Below are 15517 nucleotides of genomic sequence, written 5' to 3'. Positions count from 1 at the left end.
GTACCCCTCTCGTGCTTGCGGGCGATTGCACCGATGAGCACCACCGAACGTCCCGCTGCACCAAGGAGAGGTCACCTTCCATGCACAAGAAGCTCGTTTCTGCGCTTGCCCTCGGCGCGCTCGCCCTGCCCGCGGCCGCCATCGCCGATGAGCCTTCTCAGACCAACCAGCAGAACGCCGCCAAGCAGTGCAAGGCGCTGCGCACGTCCTCGGGCGGCGGCGAGAGCTTCCGTTCGGCCGTCGACGCTCTGGCGACGGGCGACAAGGTCACGCTGAAGAACGCCTACGGCAAGTGCGTCTCGTTCTACGCCAAGGACGAGCAGAAGGAGGAGACCGCCGCGCAGAAGCAGGCCGTCACCGACTGCAAGGCCGAGCGCGACGCCGCCACGACCGACGAACTGAAGGCCGCGTTCGCCGCCAAGTACGGCGCGAAGAACGCCAGCAGCGCCTACGGCAAGTGCGTCTCCTCGAAGGCCAAGGCCAACAAGCAGGCCGCCGACGAGCAGGACAAGAACACGGTCAACGCCGCCAAGCAGTGCAAGGCCGAGTGGGCCGCTGCCACGACCGAGGAGCAGAAGGCCGCGTTCCAGACCAAGTACAAGGCCAAGAACCGCAAGAGCGCGTTCGGCAAGTGCGTGTCGACGACCGCCAAGGCCAAGAACGACGCTCAGCAGCAGTCGTAACCGGACCGCGACGTCCCGGATGATGCACCGGAAGGCCCCGCCTCGGCGGGGCCTTCCGCATGTTCGGGGTCGAGCGTCTTCGCGCCGCCCGAGCGGTACCCTCGGTCGATGGCGCCGGAGCCAGCCGCAGCCATCGCAGCGCGCGTTCTGCTGTGCGACGACGCGGTCGCGTTCCCGCTCCTGTTCGAGCGCTGGATGGTCGACTGCGGACTGGAGCTCGTGGGCCGAGCGGACACCGCCGAGGAGGCGCTCGAGCTGGCCGCGCGCGAGCAGCCCGACGTCATCGTCGTGGACCACCTGTTGCGCGAGGTGACCTCGGAGGGGCTCGCTCCTCAGCTGCGCAAGGCGGCGCCGAACGCGCGCCTGCTCCTCATCTCCGGCATGCCCGACGACCACCTCGCCGCGGCGGCCGCGGCGGCGAACGCCGACGCGTTCATCAGCAAGGCCGCGAGCAGCTCGGCGATGTGCGCGGCCGTGCTCGCCCTGGTGCCCGCGGCCTAGCCGGCCGCCACCGGCAGCGTCACCCAGAAGGTGCTGCCGCGCCCGGGCTCGGACTCGACGCCGATGTCGCCGCCGTGGCGCTCGACGAGCCGCCGGCACGTCGCCAGCCCGAGGCCGTGCCCCGGCTGGCCGCCGGCCGTCGAGATGCGCGTGAACGGCGTGAAGATCGCCGCCTGCTCCTCGAGCGGGATGCCGGGCCCGTTGTCCGCGATGGTCAGCCGCCAGGCGTCCGCTCCGGCCGGTGCGACTGCGACCGCCACGATGGGTTCCCCTTCCACGAACTTGACCGCGTTCGCGACGAGGTTCTGGACGATGAGCCGCACGTCGTGCTCGTTCGCCGACACGAGCGCGTCCGCCGGCACGTCGACGGCGATCCGTGCCGAGCGCTCCCGCAGGATCGCATCGAGGTCGGAGGTCACCTCCTCGATCGTGGTCGCGAGCCGCACCGGCTCGTGGTCGCCCGACGTCCGTCCCGCCCGCGCGTAGTCGAGCAGCTTGCGCAGCAGCGAGGTGAGCCGGGTCGCGCTGTCGAGGATGTACCCGGCGAGCTCCTGCATCTCCTCGGGCGGCCGGCCGCCGCGCGTCATGAGCTCGGCGAACCCGGCGATCGTGCGCAGCGGGTCGGCGATGTCGTGGGCCGCGACGGAGGCGAAGCGGTCGAGCTCGAGGTTCGCGGCCCGCAGCTCCTCGAGCGCCTCGCGCAGTGCGTCCTCCGCGATCTTGCGCTCCGTCAGGTCGCGCGTCACCTTCGCGAAGCCGGTGAGCCGGCCCTCCTCGTCGTGCACCGCGGTGATGGTCACGCTGGCCCAGAACGTCGTGCCGTCCTTGCGGACCCGCCAGCCCTCCTCCTGGTAGCGGCCCTCGCGCTTGGCGATCTCGAGCTCGTTGGCGGGGTGGTTCCGGGCGCGGTCGGGCTCGGTGTAGAAGGTCGAGAAGTGGCGGCCGACGATCTCGTCGGCCCGGTAGCCCTTGAGGTGCTCGGCGCCGGCGTTCCACGTGGCGATGCGGCCGCTCGGGTCGAGCATGAAGATCGCGTAGTCGCGGACGCTCAGGACGAGCCGGCGGAACTGGACGAGGTCCCGTTCCTCGCCGGCGCGGCCCTGCTCTTCGGGCGGCACGCGCGCGCCTCTCGCGGCTCAGCCGTTCGGGACGACGTAGTCGAAGCGGATCGTCGTCGCGTCCCTGCGGCCGCGCAGCGTGTAGGTCTGCGCGGCGTGCGGCGGGAGCTGCCTGAACGAGAACCCGCTCACCCGCTTCGGCAGCTGCACCTTCCCCGCCTCGAGGTTCGCCTCGAAGCGGTCCTGCCACCGCTCCGCCACCGCATGCGCCGTCCTGCACGACCCTCCGGTCACCTGCAGCCGGAACACCCCGAACGTCCGCGGTCCACCGGGCTCGTACGGGTACCGGAGGTCCGCGGACTTGCAGACCCTCGTCGTCGCGGCGCCCGCGACGGGACCGGGCAACGCGACGGCTGCCAGGGCGGCGGCGGTCAGCGTGAGGAGATGGGAAGGACGGGCGGGCATCGGCGCGATCGTACCTGTCGCGCCAAGGCACCTGACCGGCGTTCGCTGACTTGCAATCGGCGTCGGCGTTCGTGGAGACTCGGCGCGGTGGGCGGTAAGAGGCCGCCTCGGGTTCAAGGAGGGCGCATCATGCGCAAGACCGTCCTTGCAGTCGTCTCCGTCGGCGCGCTCGCGGTGCCGGCGGCCGCCGGTGCCGACCGCGGCGGGCACTTCCCCGAGGGGGTCAGCCCCTCCGGGTGCGAGGCGGTGCTGACCAACGCCGGCACCGGGGCGGCGATGCAGTCCGACACGGCGTTCGCGAGGACATCGCAGCTGATCACCGAGGCCTGCGACCTCCCCGGCTAGGGAGCGAGGGAGCGCTCGGGCGCGAACGGCGAGAGGTCGATCGTGCTCGTCCCGGTGAGGGCGAGCTGGGCGACCGCCTCGCCGATCGCGGCCGAGTGCTTGAACCCGTGGCCGGAGCAGGCGGAGACGACGAGGAGCGTCTCGTCGTCCGGATGCGGGCCGATGGCGAAGCGGCTGTCGGGCGTCGAGGTGTAGAGGCAGCTGACCGCCTTGACGGCGCGGGGCTCGAGCCCGGGCAGGCGGCCCGCGAGGTAGCGGGCATGCATCGCGGCGGACTCCTCGGGCGTGACCGTGCGGTCGACCGCGTCCGGTTCCGTGGTGGAGCGGAACTGCTCGGTCGCGACCTTCAGCCCGCCGTCCGGGCCGTCGATCGCCGGGAAGCCGTAGAGGAGCTCCTCGGCTCCGGCGCCGGTCAGCCAGATGAACACGGGCAGGTACCGGTGCGCGTCGTACGCGCCCGGCGCGAGCGCGAACCAGTGCAGGAGCTGGCGGGTCACGACGAACCGCGGCGCGAGCTCCGGCCGCAGCTCCCCCAGCCATGGGCCGGCGGCGAGGACGATGCGGTCGGCGCGGAGCTCGCGCTCGGACGTGACGACGCGGCCCCGCCCGGCCTCGAGCACCCGCTCCCCCGTGAGCAGCACCGCGCCATGCTCGCGCGCGAGGCGCAGCTGGGCGGCGACGGCGCGCTCCGGGCGGACGTAGCCGGCGGTCGGCTCGTAGACGCCGCGCTCGTCGCCCCTGAACCAGAACGGAGGGATGTGGCGGGCGAGCCCCTCGGCGTCGAGCGGTTCGTTCGGCAGGTCGTGGGCCTTCGCCGTCGCGATCGTCGTGGCGAGGAAGTCGTCCGCGCCGTGCTGGCCGCGCCCGCCCGGCGACGACAGCACGACGCCGCCCGTGATGGTCAGGAGCTCCTCGCCGGTGCGCTCCTCGAGCTCCCGCCACAGCTCGTGCGAGCGAACCGCCAGCGGCACGAACGCGTCGCCCTCTCCCAGCGCCAGCCGCGTGATGCGGGTGTCGCCGTGCGTCGATCCGCGGTCGTGCGGCGGGGCGAACCGGTCGACGCCGACGACGCGCGCGCCGGCTCGGCTCAGCTGGTACGCCGCAGCGCTGCCCATCGCGCCGAGGCCCACGACCACGACGTCGACGGAGGCGGCCATCGGCGCAGAGCGTAGGGCGCCGGGACCCGGACGAGCCGCTCGCGCGGCTCGTCCCAGCAGTGAGGGGCGGGATGGCCTACCGGCGGCACCGGCCATCCCGCGCCTCCCGAATGCGCCGGCGGTCCGGGTGTGAGCACGGACGCCGTCGCTGCTACGGGCGGCACACGGACGGAGGATGGTGGTGCTCGCCCTCCGCCCTGTCCCGCTCACGCGCCCAGTGCACTTCAGGACGCCGTTCGACGGTACGGCCGGTGACCGCCGGTCGACATACGACAGGTGTCCAAGATCGGCCGATCGGCCGTTCAGTTGGCGCGCTAGCGCCGGAGACTGAGCTCGAACGCGGGCGTGCGGAGCTGCACGCTTCGTGCGCTCGAGTGCTCGAGCGCCTGGCGGATCGACGTCGAGAGCGAGTCGCTGAAGCTGTAGTGGCGCCGGAACGGGCCGGCCGCGCGGGTGGCCTCGATGTCCTCGACGGGCGCGAAGTTCCGCAGGAAGAGCTCGTCGTCGGGCATGTTCCGGTCCCCGAGCTCCTCCTTGACCTCCTCGAGCGTCTGGTGCGGCCGCGTCCACCCCTTGAGCGCTTGGCCGCGCGGGTTCTCGAGGATCTTGTCCTTGACGTCCGGGTCGATCGGCGCGGGCGGCTTGCCGTACGCCTCGATGACGTAGAGCGCGACCTCGTCGGTCGTCTGCGCGTACCGCTCCCCCGTGATGACGTTGAGCACGGCCTGGGTGCCGACGAGCTGCGAGAACGGCGTCGCGGAGATCGGGTAGCCGAGCTCCTTGCGCACCTGCGGGATCTCGTCGAGCACCTGGCGGAACTTGTCGGCCATCCCGTGCTGGACGAGCTGCGCCTTGAACGTGCCGGTCATGCCGCCCGGCAGCTGGTGCTCGTAGACGCGGGAGTCGTACTCGTCGACGACGCCGAGCGGGTGGCCCTCCTGGAGCGCGATCCGCTCCATGATCTCCGCGACGGGCTCGAGCGTGCTCGTGTCGAGCCGGTGCGTGTGGCCCGCCTGCTCGAGGTTCACGAGCGTCATCTCGGTGCTCGGCAGCGACGGCCCGTTGGCGACCGGCTTGGAGCATGTGTGGAGCGCCTTGACGCCCGCCTCCACGCCGATCAGGTAGTTGACGGGAGCGAGGCCGGTCGTGTTGTGGCAGTGCAGCTCGACCGGCGTGTCGCCGGCCGCCTCGACGAGCGCGGGGATGAGCGTGCGGGCTCGCTCGGGCGTCAGGATGCCGGCGGCGTCCTCGACGTAGATCGCCTTCGCGATCCCCCACGAGACCATCTCGCGCACGCGGTCGGCGAACCACTCGTCCGTGTGCACCGGGCTGATGCCGTACATGACCGCCGGCACCGGAGCGCCGCCCGCCTCGTGGATGATCCGCGAGCGGTACTCCATCTCCTTCATGTCGAAGAGGCAGTCGTAGACCCAGAACTCGTCGTGGCCGAGCTCCTGGATCATGTAGCGGATGTAGAAGTCGAGCAGGGAATGCGGCGAGATCCCGTACCGGCCCGTGCTCGACGGCCGCGTCCCGCAGCGCAGGATCGAGTTCGGCAGCACCTTGCGCATGTGCCGGTAGTACTCGATCGGGTTCTCGCGGAGGTACCGCAGGATGACCGTGAAGAACGAGCCGGCCGGCACGTCGATCACGTCGAACCCGGCCCTGTCGAGGTACGGAGCGACCTCGGTCACCATCCCGCCGCGGATCCGCATCCCCCACAGGCTCTGCGGTCCATCGCGGATGGTCTGGTCGACGATCTCGACGTGCGCCACGGTCGGCAGGGTGCCGCATCTTCGGCGCAGGCACCCGCCAGGGTGCTTGAAGGCGTTGGAGCTTCACCGAAGCTCGCCGGGTCGGACGATCGCTCAAGGTCTCCTTCGTCGTCGCCGATGTGGTCGTCGTGGCGGCGGACGAGGCGAAGTACATCCGGCTGCGGTACGCCGGGCGCTGCGCGACCTGCGATCGCGAGCTTGCGCGCGGCGTGTGGGCCTTCCACTACCCCGCGGCGCGCCGGGTGCGGTGTCAGGCGTGCGTGACGAGCGAGGAGAACGAGCGGCTCGGGATCGCCTCGTCTCCGGCACCGGAAGCGCCCGCCGAGCCGCCTCCCGTGGAGCCGGGCGTCGCCGGCAGCGGCGCGCGCCGGCGTTATGAGCAGCTGGTCGAGGCGCGCGAGCAGCGGACGCGGGCGAAGTACGGCGACCTCGGCGTGGCGGTGAGCAGGATCTTCGGCGAGCCGCAGCACATCAAGGCGTGGAAGACCGGTGCCGAGGGCGAGGAGCGCCTCGCGGCGTTCCTGGAGAAGCGGCTGGAAGGAAGCGGTGTCCGGCTCCTGCACGACCGGCGGATCCCGATGAGCCGGGCGAACATCGACCACATCGCGATCGGGCCGGGCGGCGTGACGGTCATCGACACCAAGAACCTCAAGGGCCGCGTCCGCGTTCGCTCGACCGGTGGCCTCCTGCGGCCGCGGAACGAACAGCTCCGCGTGGACGGCCGCGACAAGTCGGGGCTGCTCGAGGGGATGGAGCGGCAGTTGAAGGAAGTGCGCGCCGCGCTCATCGACATCGGATCTTCGGACGTCGACCTCGCCGGCGTCCTGTGCTTCGTCGACAACGTGGGCCTCCCGCTCTTCGGGACGATGCGCGCCCGCGGCGTGCACCTCCTCAAGAGGAAGCAGGCGGCCAAGCTGGCCGCCCGAGCCGGCACGCTCTCACCCGACGAGGTCGAGGCGCTAACGGAAGCGCTCGCTCGGCGGTTCCCCGCGCACTGACGACGGCCTCGTCACCGGGAGCGGTCGAGGTCGGCGGCGACGGTGCGCATGTGGGCCTCGACTTCGGTGAGGAGCTCGCGGACTCCGGGTGAGAGGCGGGCTCCGGCTCGGGTGACGATCGCGAAGGTGTCGTGGAGCGGGGGGTCGAACGGCGCCGTGTGGAGGCCGTCGGGGTAGTAGGGCGCTCGGGTGTAGGCGCTCGGGAGGTAGGTGTCGCCGATGCCTGCGGCGACGAGGCGCAGGGCGATGTCCTTCAGCTCCACCTCGACCTTCGGCTGGAGCCGCAGGCCGAGGGACTGGGCGCGGTCGGCGAGCTGGCGGCGGATCGGGTCGCGGTCGGCGGACTCGGCGTCGTAGAAGACGAGCGGCGTCTCGGCGAGGCGCTCGACCGTCGCCGGGGTGCGCGTGCGCTCGCGGGAGGCGCTGACGTAGAGGACCTCGTCGCGCACGATCGGCCGCACGGACAGGCGGTCGTCGTCGATCGGGAGCAGCACGACGCCGGCCTCGAGGTCGCCGCGGCGGACGCGCTCCGCGATGACCGACGAGTTGCGGCCGACGAGCCTCACGGAGACCTCGGGGTGGCGGCGCAGGAACGCGGCGACGACCTCCTCGATCCGCCAGGCCGACGGCCCGCCGAACATCCCGACCGCCAGCGTGCCGCTGCGCAGCTCAGTCAGCTCCCCTACGCTGCCGGCCGCCTCCTCGACGGCGCGCAGGCTGCGCACCGCATGCTCCGCGAACGCGCGGCCCGCCTCGGTCGGCACGACGCCGCGGCCGGCGCGGACGAACAGGTCGGCGCCGAGCGCGTGCTCGAGCTTGCGGATCTGCTCGGCGACCGCGGGCTGGGACACGCGCAGCTCCTCGGCCGCGGCCGTGAACGACCCGAGGTCGAGCGCGGCGCAGAAGCACCGGATCTGCTGGAGAGACAGAAGCTCAGCCTTGGACTGGCCCAAGGAAGCAAGCCTACCTTCGATCTCGAGCCCAGTGGAGCATCTCGTGTCATGACGCGCGAGGTGGTGATCGTGGGAGGCGGGATCGCGGGCCTTGCGGCGGCGTGGCACCTGCGCCACCGCGACGTCCTGCTGCTCGAGGCCGAGGAGCGGCTCGGAGGGCGGATGCGCTCCGACGAGCGCGGCGAGTACTGGCTGAACTACGGCGCGCACCTCTTCCCGGCCCCCGGCACGCTCGTCGACGCGATGGCCACCGAGTTCGGGCTCGAGACCGTGCCGGTGACAGGCGGGATGATGGGACTCGCGGTCGGCGCGAAGAAGCTCACGAGCGGCCGCGTCGAGACGTACCCGTTCCGCCTGCCGCTGTCGATCCGCGAGCGGGTCGCGTTCGCCCGCGCCGGCGTCAAGGTGCAGCGGGCGGTCGCGCGGTACAACCGGCTCGAGCGCCGGTTCGACTTCGAGGACGACCGCACGTTCGACGCGTTCCTCGGCGACCTGCCGCCCGCGGTCAAGACGATCTTCTCGTGCGCCGCGCACCGTGCGACGGCGGAGCTCGACGAGCTGTCGGCCGGCTGCGGCATCGGGCTGTTCGCGCTGGTCTGGGGCGGCCGCGGGTCGCTCATCGCCCGCAACCTGCTCGGCGGGTCCGGGCGGCTCCCGGCGGCGCTCGGCCGCGAGCTCGGCGACCGCGCCCGCACCGGCGCGCGCGTCGACGCGATCGAGCCGGACGGCGACGAGCTCCTGGTGCGCTGCAACGGCGAGACGATCCGCGCGCGGCACGTGATCATGGCCGCGCAGGCACCGCACGCGGCGCCGCTCGTCGCGCCGATCGCCCAGCAGGCCGGCGACGCGCTTGCCCAGCTCACGTACGGAGCGTTCCTGACCGTCGCGGTGGAGACGAACGAGACGGGCCCGATGCCGTACGACGGCGTGTACGCGATGGCAACGCCGGGCCGGGCGTTCGACATGTTCACCAACCAGGCGCACGCGCTGCGCGCCGATGGGGAGCGGCGCCCGGGCGGCAGCCTCATGCTCTTCGCGGGCGGCCGCGCCGCTGCCGAGCTCATGCGCTCGCCCGACGACGTCATCGTCGAGCGGTTCCTGGAGGACCTGCACGACCTCCATCCCGAGACGCGCGGCGTCGTGGCCGGCGCGACGGTGCAGCGCTGGCCGCTCGGCAACGTCTACGCGCGACCCGGCCGCGGGCGGCTGCAGCCCGTGCTCGGGGGCGCGCTCGGGCCGCACCGCAACCTGCACCTGGCCGGCGACTACTTCGCCGAGCTGGGGAACATGGAGGCCGCCGCCCGGACCGGGCAGACGGCCGCCGAACGCGTCGACGCGCTGATCCGAGAGGTGACCCATGTCTGAGCCCTTCCACGGAGTGCTGCCCGCGCTCATCACGCCGTTCACCGAGGACGGCTCCGCCATCGACGTGGGGTCGCTGAACGCGATCGTCGACCGGCTGATCGCGGGCGGCGTCGGCGGACTCGTGCCGGGCGGCAGCACCGGCGAGTTCGCGACGCTCACGCACGCCGAGCGGCGGCAGCTCCTCGAGGTCGTGTGCGGCGCCGCGGACGGGCGCGTGCCCGTCGTTGCCGGGACGGGCGCGCTGTCGACGCGCGAGACCGTCGAGCTGTCGCGTCACGCCGAGGCGTGCGGAGCGGCCGCGGTCATGGTCGTGCCGCCCTTCTACGACGCCCTGTCGTGGCGGGAGCTGCTCGCCCACTACACCGCCGTCGCGGACGCGATCGGGATCCCGATCATGTACTACAACCTGCCGGGCGCCACCGGGGTGACGCTGACCGCTGAGCAGATGCGCGAGCTCCCCGTCACGTGCCTGAAGGACACCGGCGGCGACGCGACGTGGGCGACAGAGCTGATCCAGACCGACGGCCCCACGCTGCTGAACGGCTGGGACACGCAGACGTTCGGCGCGCTGGCCCAGGGCGTCGAGGCGGTCGTGTGGGGCGTCGCCTCGATCGTCCCCGAGCAGTGCGTCGAGCTCCACCGCTTGCTGATCGACGACGTGGACCTGGTCGCCGCGCGGGCGCTGTGGGCGCGGCTCTGGCCGCTGTGCCAGTTCCTCGAGAGCCAGTCGTACCCCGCCGCCGTCAAGGCCGCGTGCGCGCTGATCGGCGACGCGACCGGGCCGGTGCGGGCGCCGCTCCTGCCGCTCGAGGACGAGGCGGTCGCGGCGCTGCGGGGCGTGCTCGAGCGCGCGACCGCCGCCCGCGTCGCCTAGCGGTTCTCAGACCGGCGGCGGCTCGGGGCCGCCCGCTCCGCCGCCGCGGCTCGTGCCGGCGTCGCTCGTCTCGGACACCCGCTCCGGCTCGGCGCCGCGCGGCGTGCGCTCCTCGTTCTCGTCGAACTCGGGTGTCGGGCCGCCCAGGTCGTCGCCCGCCATCTCGCTCGGAGCGTGGACGTCCGCTGCCGCAGGCTGTGGTTCTGGCTTCTTCATGGTCCCGGCCTACCCGCGCCGGGACCGCGAGGATCAGATCGGGCCGACGCGGCCGATGCGCTTGACCTTGCCGCAGGTGCGGTAGCGGCGCGTGCCCGTGATCGTGCGGCCGCGGACCGTCTTGGCGACAATCTTCAGCGCGTAACGGCCGCGCCGCAGCCCGCGGAGGTCGACGACCGACCGGAGCCGGCCGTTGCTGCGCGTGACCGGCAGGCGCTTGCGGTTGAGCGTGATGACCGCGCTGGCGAGCGCGTCCCCGCGCGGCTCCTTCAGGCGGATCGGGAAGCGCCGGCGGCTCGCGCAGCCCTTCGTCTGCTTGGGGAGCGTGACGATGTCGTTCAGCTTCGGCTGCGCCTGCGGCAGGCGCGAGACGAGGTCGGAGTCGACGCAGCCGTCGTTCGCGTTGGTGTCCGTGCCGTCGGGCGCGATGCTCGGCTGCAGCTCCGGGTTCTCCGGCCGCGAGAAGCAGATCCGCAGGAACTGGGTGCCGTCGGGCTTGCTCAGGATCCGGAAAGCGACGTTCCCCCGCTCCACCGGCGCGCAGCTCGAGTCGTTCAGGTACTGGTGCTTGCCGAAGTACTGGCCGTCCGGCTGGGCGCGGACCTCGATCCAGATCTTCTCGCCGTTGCGATGCGGGCAGCGCGAGATCGTCGTCGGCCGGATCACGGTCCCCACGAACGACCCGTCGGCCTGCTTGTCCACCGCGATCTGCCCCCCGTTGAACTGCCAGATCGCTTCGAGCGGATCGGCGGTCTGCGCGTGAGCCTGCGCGGCGAGGAGGAGCGTGGAGGCGAGCGCGATCAGCAGCGCGCGGGCGGCGACGGGCGGCATGGCGGGACCCTACGCCTCCCCTGCTCCAAGAGCCAGTGCGTTCTGGACGCGCCGTCCGCTCTCGACCGCGCCAGATTCCGGCGCGCCCGTTTACTCGCTTTCCCTGAATGGGGAAAGACCAGCACACGATCCGCGGGTCGTCGGAACCTTCCCGAGACAGAGCGGATGCTCTCTCCGATCCAAGACGGATTTCAGTGAACGACTCCCGGCCGCTGCGCGTACACCGCGTCATCGAGATCGACACCCTCACGGGCGCCGAGAAGCGCCTGCCCAACCTGACGTACTCCTCGTGGCAGGGCGACCTCTTCACCGAGGCCGAGGCACGGGAGACCGTGCAGTGGCGTGAGCAGCACGTCTCCTCGCGGTACACCTACCGCATCGAGTCCTGACGATCACAAACCCCCGACGGCCTCGGAGCGGGGCCCGTCAGATGTAGTACATCGCCCAGCCGGCCTCGCGCCTCTCGCGCTCGACGACGTCGGCGATCGACGTGCTCTCGAAGACCTCGCGGGCGGCTGCGGCGGCGTCGGCGAAGATGCCCCGGGCGTCGCGGCCGAGCGGCCCGTCGAGCAGCTCGACGACCTCCAACACGGTGACCGTGGAGGGGTCGCGCTCGAAGAGGTAGCCGCCCTTCACGCCTCGCTGCGAGCGAAGGATCCCCGCTCGGCGCAGCGTCGCGAAGAGCTGCTCGAGGAACTGAACCGGGATGTTGCGCCGGCGGGCGAGCTCTCCGATCGGGACCGGGTCGGCTCCGCCGCAGCGGCCGAGCTCCGCGAGGGCTTGGACGGCGTAGGGGGACTTGGACGTGATCGAGAGCACTGGGCGAGCACTCTAGTGGTCGAATCCCCCGAATCCCTACTCGCATTGAGAGCGGCGCCGGGGGTTATCCGCACCCGGCCGACGCCTGCTCTCCCCCGCGCGCGGCGAACCGCCGCGTGGGACGGTCGACCCATGACGACGGACACCCCCCACATCGCTCCTCACACCACGATCCCCTCGCCGGCTCCCGCGGCCGGGACCCCGAGCACCAGAGGCCGCCCGCGCGTCGGACGGATCGTCGTCGGGGTCGTCATCGGCCTCGTCGCGGCGGCGCTCTCCCTCGGTGGCGGCGCCTCGCTGTGGGCGAACGCCCAGAAGGACGACGACGGCTTCCTCACCACCGGGACGCACACCTACACCGCGGGTCCGGCGAGCAGCGCGCTGATCAGCGACACGATGGACATCGACCTCGACGGCGCCGAGTCGCTCGTCGACGACACGGATCTCGGCGAGCTCCGGCTCGACGTCGGCGCCGGCGGCGGCAAGCCCGTGTTCGCCGGCGTGGCGCGCACGCAGGACGTCGAGCGCTACCTCGCCGGCGTCGGGACCACCACCGTCACCGACGTCCACTTCGGCCCCTTCGACGCGGACTACGACGAGCAGCGCGGCGGGCGGCCGGCGACACCGCCTGCCGCCCGGGACATCTGGGCGGCGACCGCCAATGCGGACGGCCAGCTCGACTGGACCGTCGAGAACGGCGACTGGACCATCGTGGTCATGAACCGCGACGGGTCCCGCGGCGTGAGCGCCGAGATCGAGGCCGGCGCCAAGGTGCCGTTCCTCGGCCCGTTGGGCTGGACCCTGCTCGGCGGCGGCGCGATCCTGCTGGCCGGCGCGGCGGCGCTGATCATCACCGGCTCGCGCCGGCGCGACGCCTAGGCGACGCGGGGCACAACGGCGACGGGCCGCCCGAGGGCGGCCCGTCGTCGGAACCAGGAGGAGGATGGGTGGGTGCGGCTTAGAGCCAGCCGCGCTCGGTGGCGAGCAGCACGGCCTGGGCGCGGTCGACCGCTCCCAGCTTGCCGTAGATGTTGTGGAGGTGGGTCCGGACGGTGGAGGTCGAGAGCGAGAGCTCGTGGGCGATCTGCTTGTAGACCTTGCCCTCGGCGAGGCGCTTGAGGACCTCGAGCTCGCGCGAGGAGAGCGGGCACGGGTCGATCGAGCGCTGGCGGCCGGTGGTCGGGTACGGGAGGTCGTACATGACCGTCCGCAGCTCCGCCGGGCCCATGCCGATGACGCGGGCGGTCTTGAGCAGCTCCGTCGGCGAGACGGCCTGGCCCTGCGCGTAGTGCGCGAGCATGTCCGCGAGGCGGACGTACGCGGCCTCGCCCGAGGCGTCGTCGCTGTGGTGACGCTCGATGACCGAGGCGACGGCCTTCGGCAGGCCCCACCGGCGGGCGAGGACGCCGCCGACGAGAGCGTGGTCGACGCCGAGCTCGCGACGCTCCTTGTTGATCCGCTCCTCGGGCGTGCGAGCGCCCTGGTGGACCTGGCCCGGGTAGCCCGGGTACGCGTGCATGAGCACGAGCTTGCCGATGTCGTGCAGGAGCGCCGTGACCATCAGGCGGTCGCGGTCCTCGTAGCCGGTCTCGGTGGCGAGACGATCGGCGGCGCGCTGGCAGGCGACGCCGTGGAGGCGGAAGCGCTCCGGAGCGGCGTCCCAGACGGACGAGCGCTCGAAGAAGTCGTAGGTGCGGGCGCGGGAGGCGAGGGCCTGGACGGCCTCGGGCGAGAGGAGCTCGACCGACTTGACGACGCTCTCCACGCGGCCACGCGAGCGACCCTCGACCTGGTTGGCCAGGCGCAGGACGGCGATGACGAGGGCGACGTCGGACTCAACGGCCGCGACGACCTCGCCGGCCGAGATGCGCTCCTGGCTGACGAGACGCAGCAGGCGGTTGCGCGACTCGGCGAGCGCCGGGAAGGCCTCGAGCGCCTCGAACGCGGCGGTCAGGCGGCGACCATGGCCCTCGTTGTGACGACGCTGAGCGGCGGCACCGGTCTGGGGCGGTGTGGTCGGAGACTGGCGAATCGCTGTAGGCGGCGTTGACATCCTTGGTCCTGGTCCGGGGTCGCCCTCGTTATCGGCACCAGTGGACATTCGATTGAGTCGACAGGACCGAAGGCTTGAAGTCAAGCCTTGGAAACGCCTGCAAGCACCGCGTCGATGCGGCGCAGCGCCTCCTCGCGGCCGAGCACCGCGATGGTCTCGAAGATGCCCGGAGAGACCGTCGTACCGGCCAAGGCGACGCGGATCGGCTGGAAGACGTCCTTCGGCTTCGCGCCCCGCGCCTCGACGACGCCGCGCAACGCGGCGTCCAGATGCTCGACGTCGAACGGCTCCGTCGAGGCGATCGCCTCGCGGGCCGCCGCCAGCGCGTCGAGCCCCTCCGAGGAGCCGAGCCACTTGGAGAACGCCTTCTCGTCATCCGCCGGCCCGTCGAAGATGAACCCTGCGAGCGGCCAGAAGTCCGCGAGCGTCGCGATCTTCTCGCGCGAGATCGCCACCGCCTCCCCCAGCCCGGTTCGCCCGGCGAACGCCTCCACGCGCGCGGTCAGCTCGTCATCGCTCATCGCCCGGATGTACCGGCCGTTCAGCCACTTGAGCTTCTCCTCGTCGAACCGCGCCGGGTTCTTCTGCACGCGCGCGACGTCGAAGCGCTTCACGAGCTCCTCCGTCGACATCTCCGTCGCGTCGTCCTCGGGGCCCCAGCCGAGCAGCGCGAGGTAGTTGCGGACCGCCTCGGGGAGGTAGCCGGCGTCGCGCAGCTCCTGCACGGAGGCGGCGCCGTGGCGCTTGGAGAGCTTCTTGCCGTCCGGCCCGTGGATGAGCGGGATGTGCGCGTAGACGGGCGGCTCGGCACCGAGCGCCTCGAAGACGAGCAGCTGCTTCGGCGTGTTCGACAGGTGGTCCTCGCCGCGGATGACGTGCGAGATCTTCGCGTCGAGGTCGTCGATCGCGACGGCGAAGTTGTAGAGAACGGTCCCTTCCGCGCGGGCGATCACCGGGTCGTCGAGGTGGACGTGGCGGAACGTCGTGTCGCCGCGGATGAGGTCGTGGACGACCGTCTCGCCCTCGTCGGGCACGCGCAGCCGCACGGCGCCCGTCTCCTCCGGCTGACCGCGGAAGCCCTTGTCGGCCCCGTGCTCGGCCTTGTACGCCTTGACGTCGTCGGCCGTCGCGTTCGAGCGGTAGGCCAGATCGCGGGCGAGCAGCGTGCGCAGGACCTCCTGGTGGCGCTCGGCGCGCGAGACCTGCGAGACCGGGCCCTCGTCCCAGTCGAGGCCGAGCCAGCGCAGCGCGTCGAGGATCTGCTCGACGTTCTCCGGGGTGGAGCGCTCGCGGTCGGTGTCCTCGATGCGCAGGAGCAGCGTGCCGCCCGTGTGGCGGGCCTGCAGCCAGTTGAAGAGCGCCGTCCGGGCGCCGCCGATGTGAAGGGCGCCCGTGGGCGAGGGAGCGAAGCGAACGCGCATGGA

18 protein-coding genes are annotated in these 15517 nt (G+C 72.2%); 8 read left to right on the top strand and 10 right to left on the bottom strand.

Annotated features, from left to right (window positions below):
- The first annotated feature begins 80 nt into the window (after nucleotides 1-80).
- Nucleotides 81-683, top strand: a complete 603-nt coding sequence (locus AC1UE4_RS03580; RefSeq protein ID WP_482915850.1) for a hypothetical protein — start codon at nucleotides 81-83, stop codon at nucleotides 681-683.
- A 108-nt stretch (nucleotides 684-791) separates the two neighbouring features.
- Nucleotides 792-1184, top strand: a complete 393-nt coding sequence (locus AC1UE4_RS03575) for a response regulator (protein WP_482915849.1) — start codon at nucleotides 792-794, stop codon at nucleotides 1182-1184.
- Here AC1UE4_RS03575 and AC1UE4_RS03570 read toward each other — a convergent pair.
- Nucleotides 1181-2302, bottom strand: a complete 1122-nt coding sequence (locus AC1UE4_RS03570) for a sensor histidine kinase (protein WP_482915848.1) — start codon at nucleotides 2300-2302, stop codon at nucleotides 1181-1183. The two genes, AC1UE4_RS03575 and AC1UE4_RS03570, sit on opposite strands and share 4 nt — an antisense overlap.
- Before the next feature lie 18 nt (nucleotides 2303-2320).
- Nucleotides 2321-2707, bottom strand: coding sequence for a hypothetical protein (locus tag AC1UE4_RS03565; RefSeq protein ID WP_482915847.1), 387 nt, complete (start codon nucleotides 2705-2707; stop codon nucleotides 2321-2323).
- 129 nt (nucleotides 2708-2836) lie between these two features.
- On the opposite strand from AC1UE4_RS03565, the gene AC1UE4_RS03560 reads away from it, so the two are divergent.
- Nucleotides 2837-3052, top strand: a complete 216-nt coding sequence (locus AC1UE4_RS03560) for a hypothetical protein (RefSeq protein WP_482915846.1) — start codon at nucleotides 2837-2839, stop codon at nucleotides 3050-3052.
- On the opposite strand, the gene solA is transcribed toward AC1UE4_RS03560, so the two are convergent.
- Nucleotides 3049-4209, bottom strand: a complete 1161-nt coding sequence (solA, locus tag AC1UE4_RS03555; RefSeq protein WP_482915845.1) for an N-methyl-L-tryptophan oxidase — start codon at nucleotides 4207-4209, stop codon at nucleotides 3049-3051. The genes AC1UE4_RS03560 and solA overlap by 4 nt on opposite strands.
- Before the next feature lie 314 nt (nucleotides 4210-4523).
- Nucleotides 4524-5984, bottom strand: a complete 1461-nt coding sequence (locus tag AC1UE4_RS03550) for a hydroxymethylglutaryl-CoA lyase-like TIM-barrel protein (protein ID WP_482915844.1) — start codon at nucleotides 5982-5984, stop codon at nucleotides 4524-4526.
- A 128-nt stretch (nucleotides 5985-6112) separates the two neighbouring features.
- Between AC1UE4_RS03550 and AC1UE4_RS03545 the strand changes: the two genes are divergently transcribed.
- Entirely contained in the window at nucleotides 6113-6982 is an 870-nt protein-coding gene (locus AC1UE4_RS03545; RefSeq protein ID WP_482915843.1) for a nuclease-related domain-containing protein, read from the top strand.
- A gap of 11 nt (nucleotides 6983-6993) precedes the next feature.
- On the opposite strand, the gene AC1UE4_RS03540 is transcribed toward AC1UE4_RS03545, so the two are convergent.
- Nucleotides 6994-7935: a LysR family transcriptional regulator gene (locus AC1UE4_RS03540; RefSeq protein ID WP_482915842.1), complete on the bottom strand. Its 942-nt coding sequence runs from the start codon at nucleotides 7933-7935 to the stop codon at nucleotides 6994-6996.
- Nucleotides 7936-7983: 48 nt separating this feature from the next.
- Here AC1UE4_RS03540 and AC1UE4_RS03535 point away from each other — a divergent pair, with 48 nt between their 5' ends.
- Entirely contained in the window at nucleotides 7984-9300 is a 1317-nt protein-coding gene (locus tag AC1UE4_RS03535) for a flavin monoamine oxidase family protein (RefSeq protein WP_482915841.1), read from the top strand.
- Nucleotides 9293-10174 carry a dihydrodipicolinate synthase family protein gene (locus tag AC1UE4_RS03530; RefSeq protein WP_482915840.1) on the top strand — a complete coding sequence of 294 codons (882 nt, stop codon included), beginning with the start codon at nucleotides 9293-9295 and terminating at the stop codon, nucleotides 10172-10174. The genes AC1UE4_RS03535 and AC1UE4_RS03530 overlap by 8 nt, the downstream gene beginning before the upstream one ends.
- A gap of 6 nt (nucleotides 10175-10180) precedes the next feature.
- Here AC1UE4_RS03530 and AC1UE4_RS03525 read toward each other — a convergent pair whose 3' ends face one another.
- Together AC1UE4_RS03525 and AC1UE4_RS03520 are read right to left on the bottom strand one after the other, a co-directional pair.
- Entirely contained in the window at nucleotides 10181-10390 is a 210-nt protein-coding gene (locus AC1UE4_RS03525; protein ID WP_482915839.1) for a hypothetical protein, read from the bottom strand.
- Between the two features lie 33 nt (nucleotides 10391-10423).
- Entirely contained in the window at nucleotides 10424-11221 is a 798-nt protein-coding gene (locus tag AC1UE4_RS03520) for a hypothetical protein (RefSeq protein WP_482915838.1), read from the bottom strand.
- A 194-nt stretch (nucleotides 11222-11415) separates the two neighbouring features.
- On the opposite strand from AC1UE4_RS03520, the gene AC1UE4_RS03515 reads away from it, so the two are divergent.
- Nucleotides 11416-11610, top strand: a complete 195-nt coding sequence (locus AC1UE4_RS03515; protein WP_482915837.1) for a hypothetical protein — start codon at nucleotides 11416-11418, stop codon at nucleotides 11608-11610.
- A gap of 37 nt (nucleotides 11611-11647) precedes the next feature.
- On the opposite strand, the gene AC1UE4_RS03510 is transcribed toward AC1UE4_RS03515, so the two are convergent.
- Nucleotides 11648-12040, bottom strand: coding sequence for an RrF2 family transcriptional regulator (locus tag AC1UE4_RS03510; protein ID WP_482915836.1), 393 nt, complete (start codon nucleotides 12038-12040; stop codon nucleotides 11648-11650).
- 132 nt (nucleotides 12041-12172) lie between these two features.
- On the opposite strand from AC1UE4_RS03510, the gene AC1UE4_RS03505 reads away from it, so the two are divergent.
- Nucleotides 12173-12919 carry a hypothetical protein gene (locus tag AC1UE4_RS03505; protein WP_482915835.1) on the top strand — a complete coding sequence of 249 codons (747 nt, stop codon included), beginning with the start codon at nucleotides 12173-12175 and terminating at the stop codon, nucleotides 12917-12919.
- A gap of 79 nt (nucleotides 12920-12998) precedes the next feature.
- On the opposite strand, the gene AC1UE4_RS03500 is transcribed toward AC1UE4_RS03505, so the two are convergent.
- Entirely contained in the window at nucleotides 12999-14093 is a 1095-nt protein-coding gene (locus tag AC1UE4_RS03500) for an HDOD domain-containing protein (protein WP_482915834.1), read from the bottom strand.
- A gap of 80 nt (nucleotides 14094-14173) precedes the next feature.
- The gene (gene gltX, locus AC1UE4_RS03495) at nucleotides 14174-15514 is read right to left on the bottom strand and encodes a glutamate--tRNA ligase (protein ID WP_482915833.1); all 1341 of its coding nucleotides are present in this window, start codon (nucleotides 15512-15514) and stop codon (nucleotides 14174-14176) included.
- Between the last annotated feature and the right edge of the window lie 3 nt (nucleotides 15515-15517).

The sequence above is a fragment of the Parviterribacter kavangonensis genome, assembly GCF_056863335.1.
The sequence above is the reverse complement of the archived record's forward strand: the minus strand, read 5'-3'. Positions and strand labels throughout refer to the sequence as shown.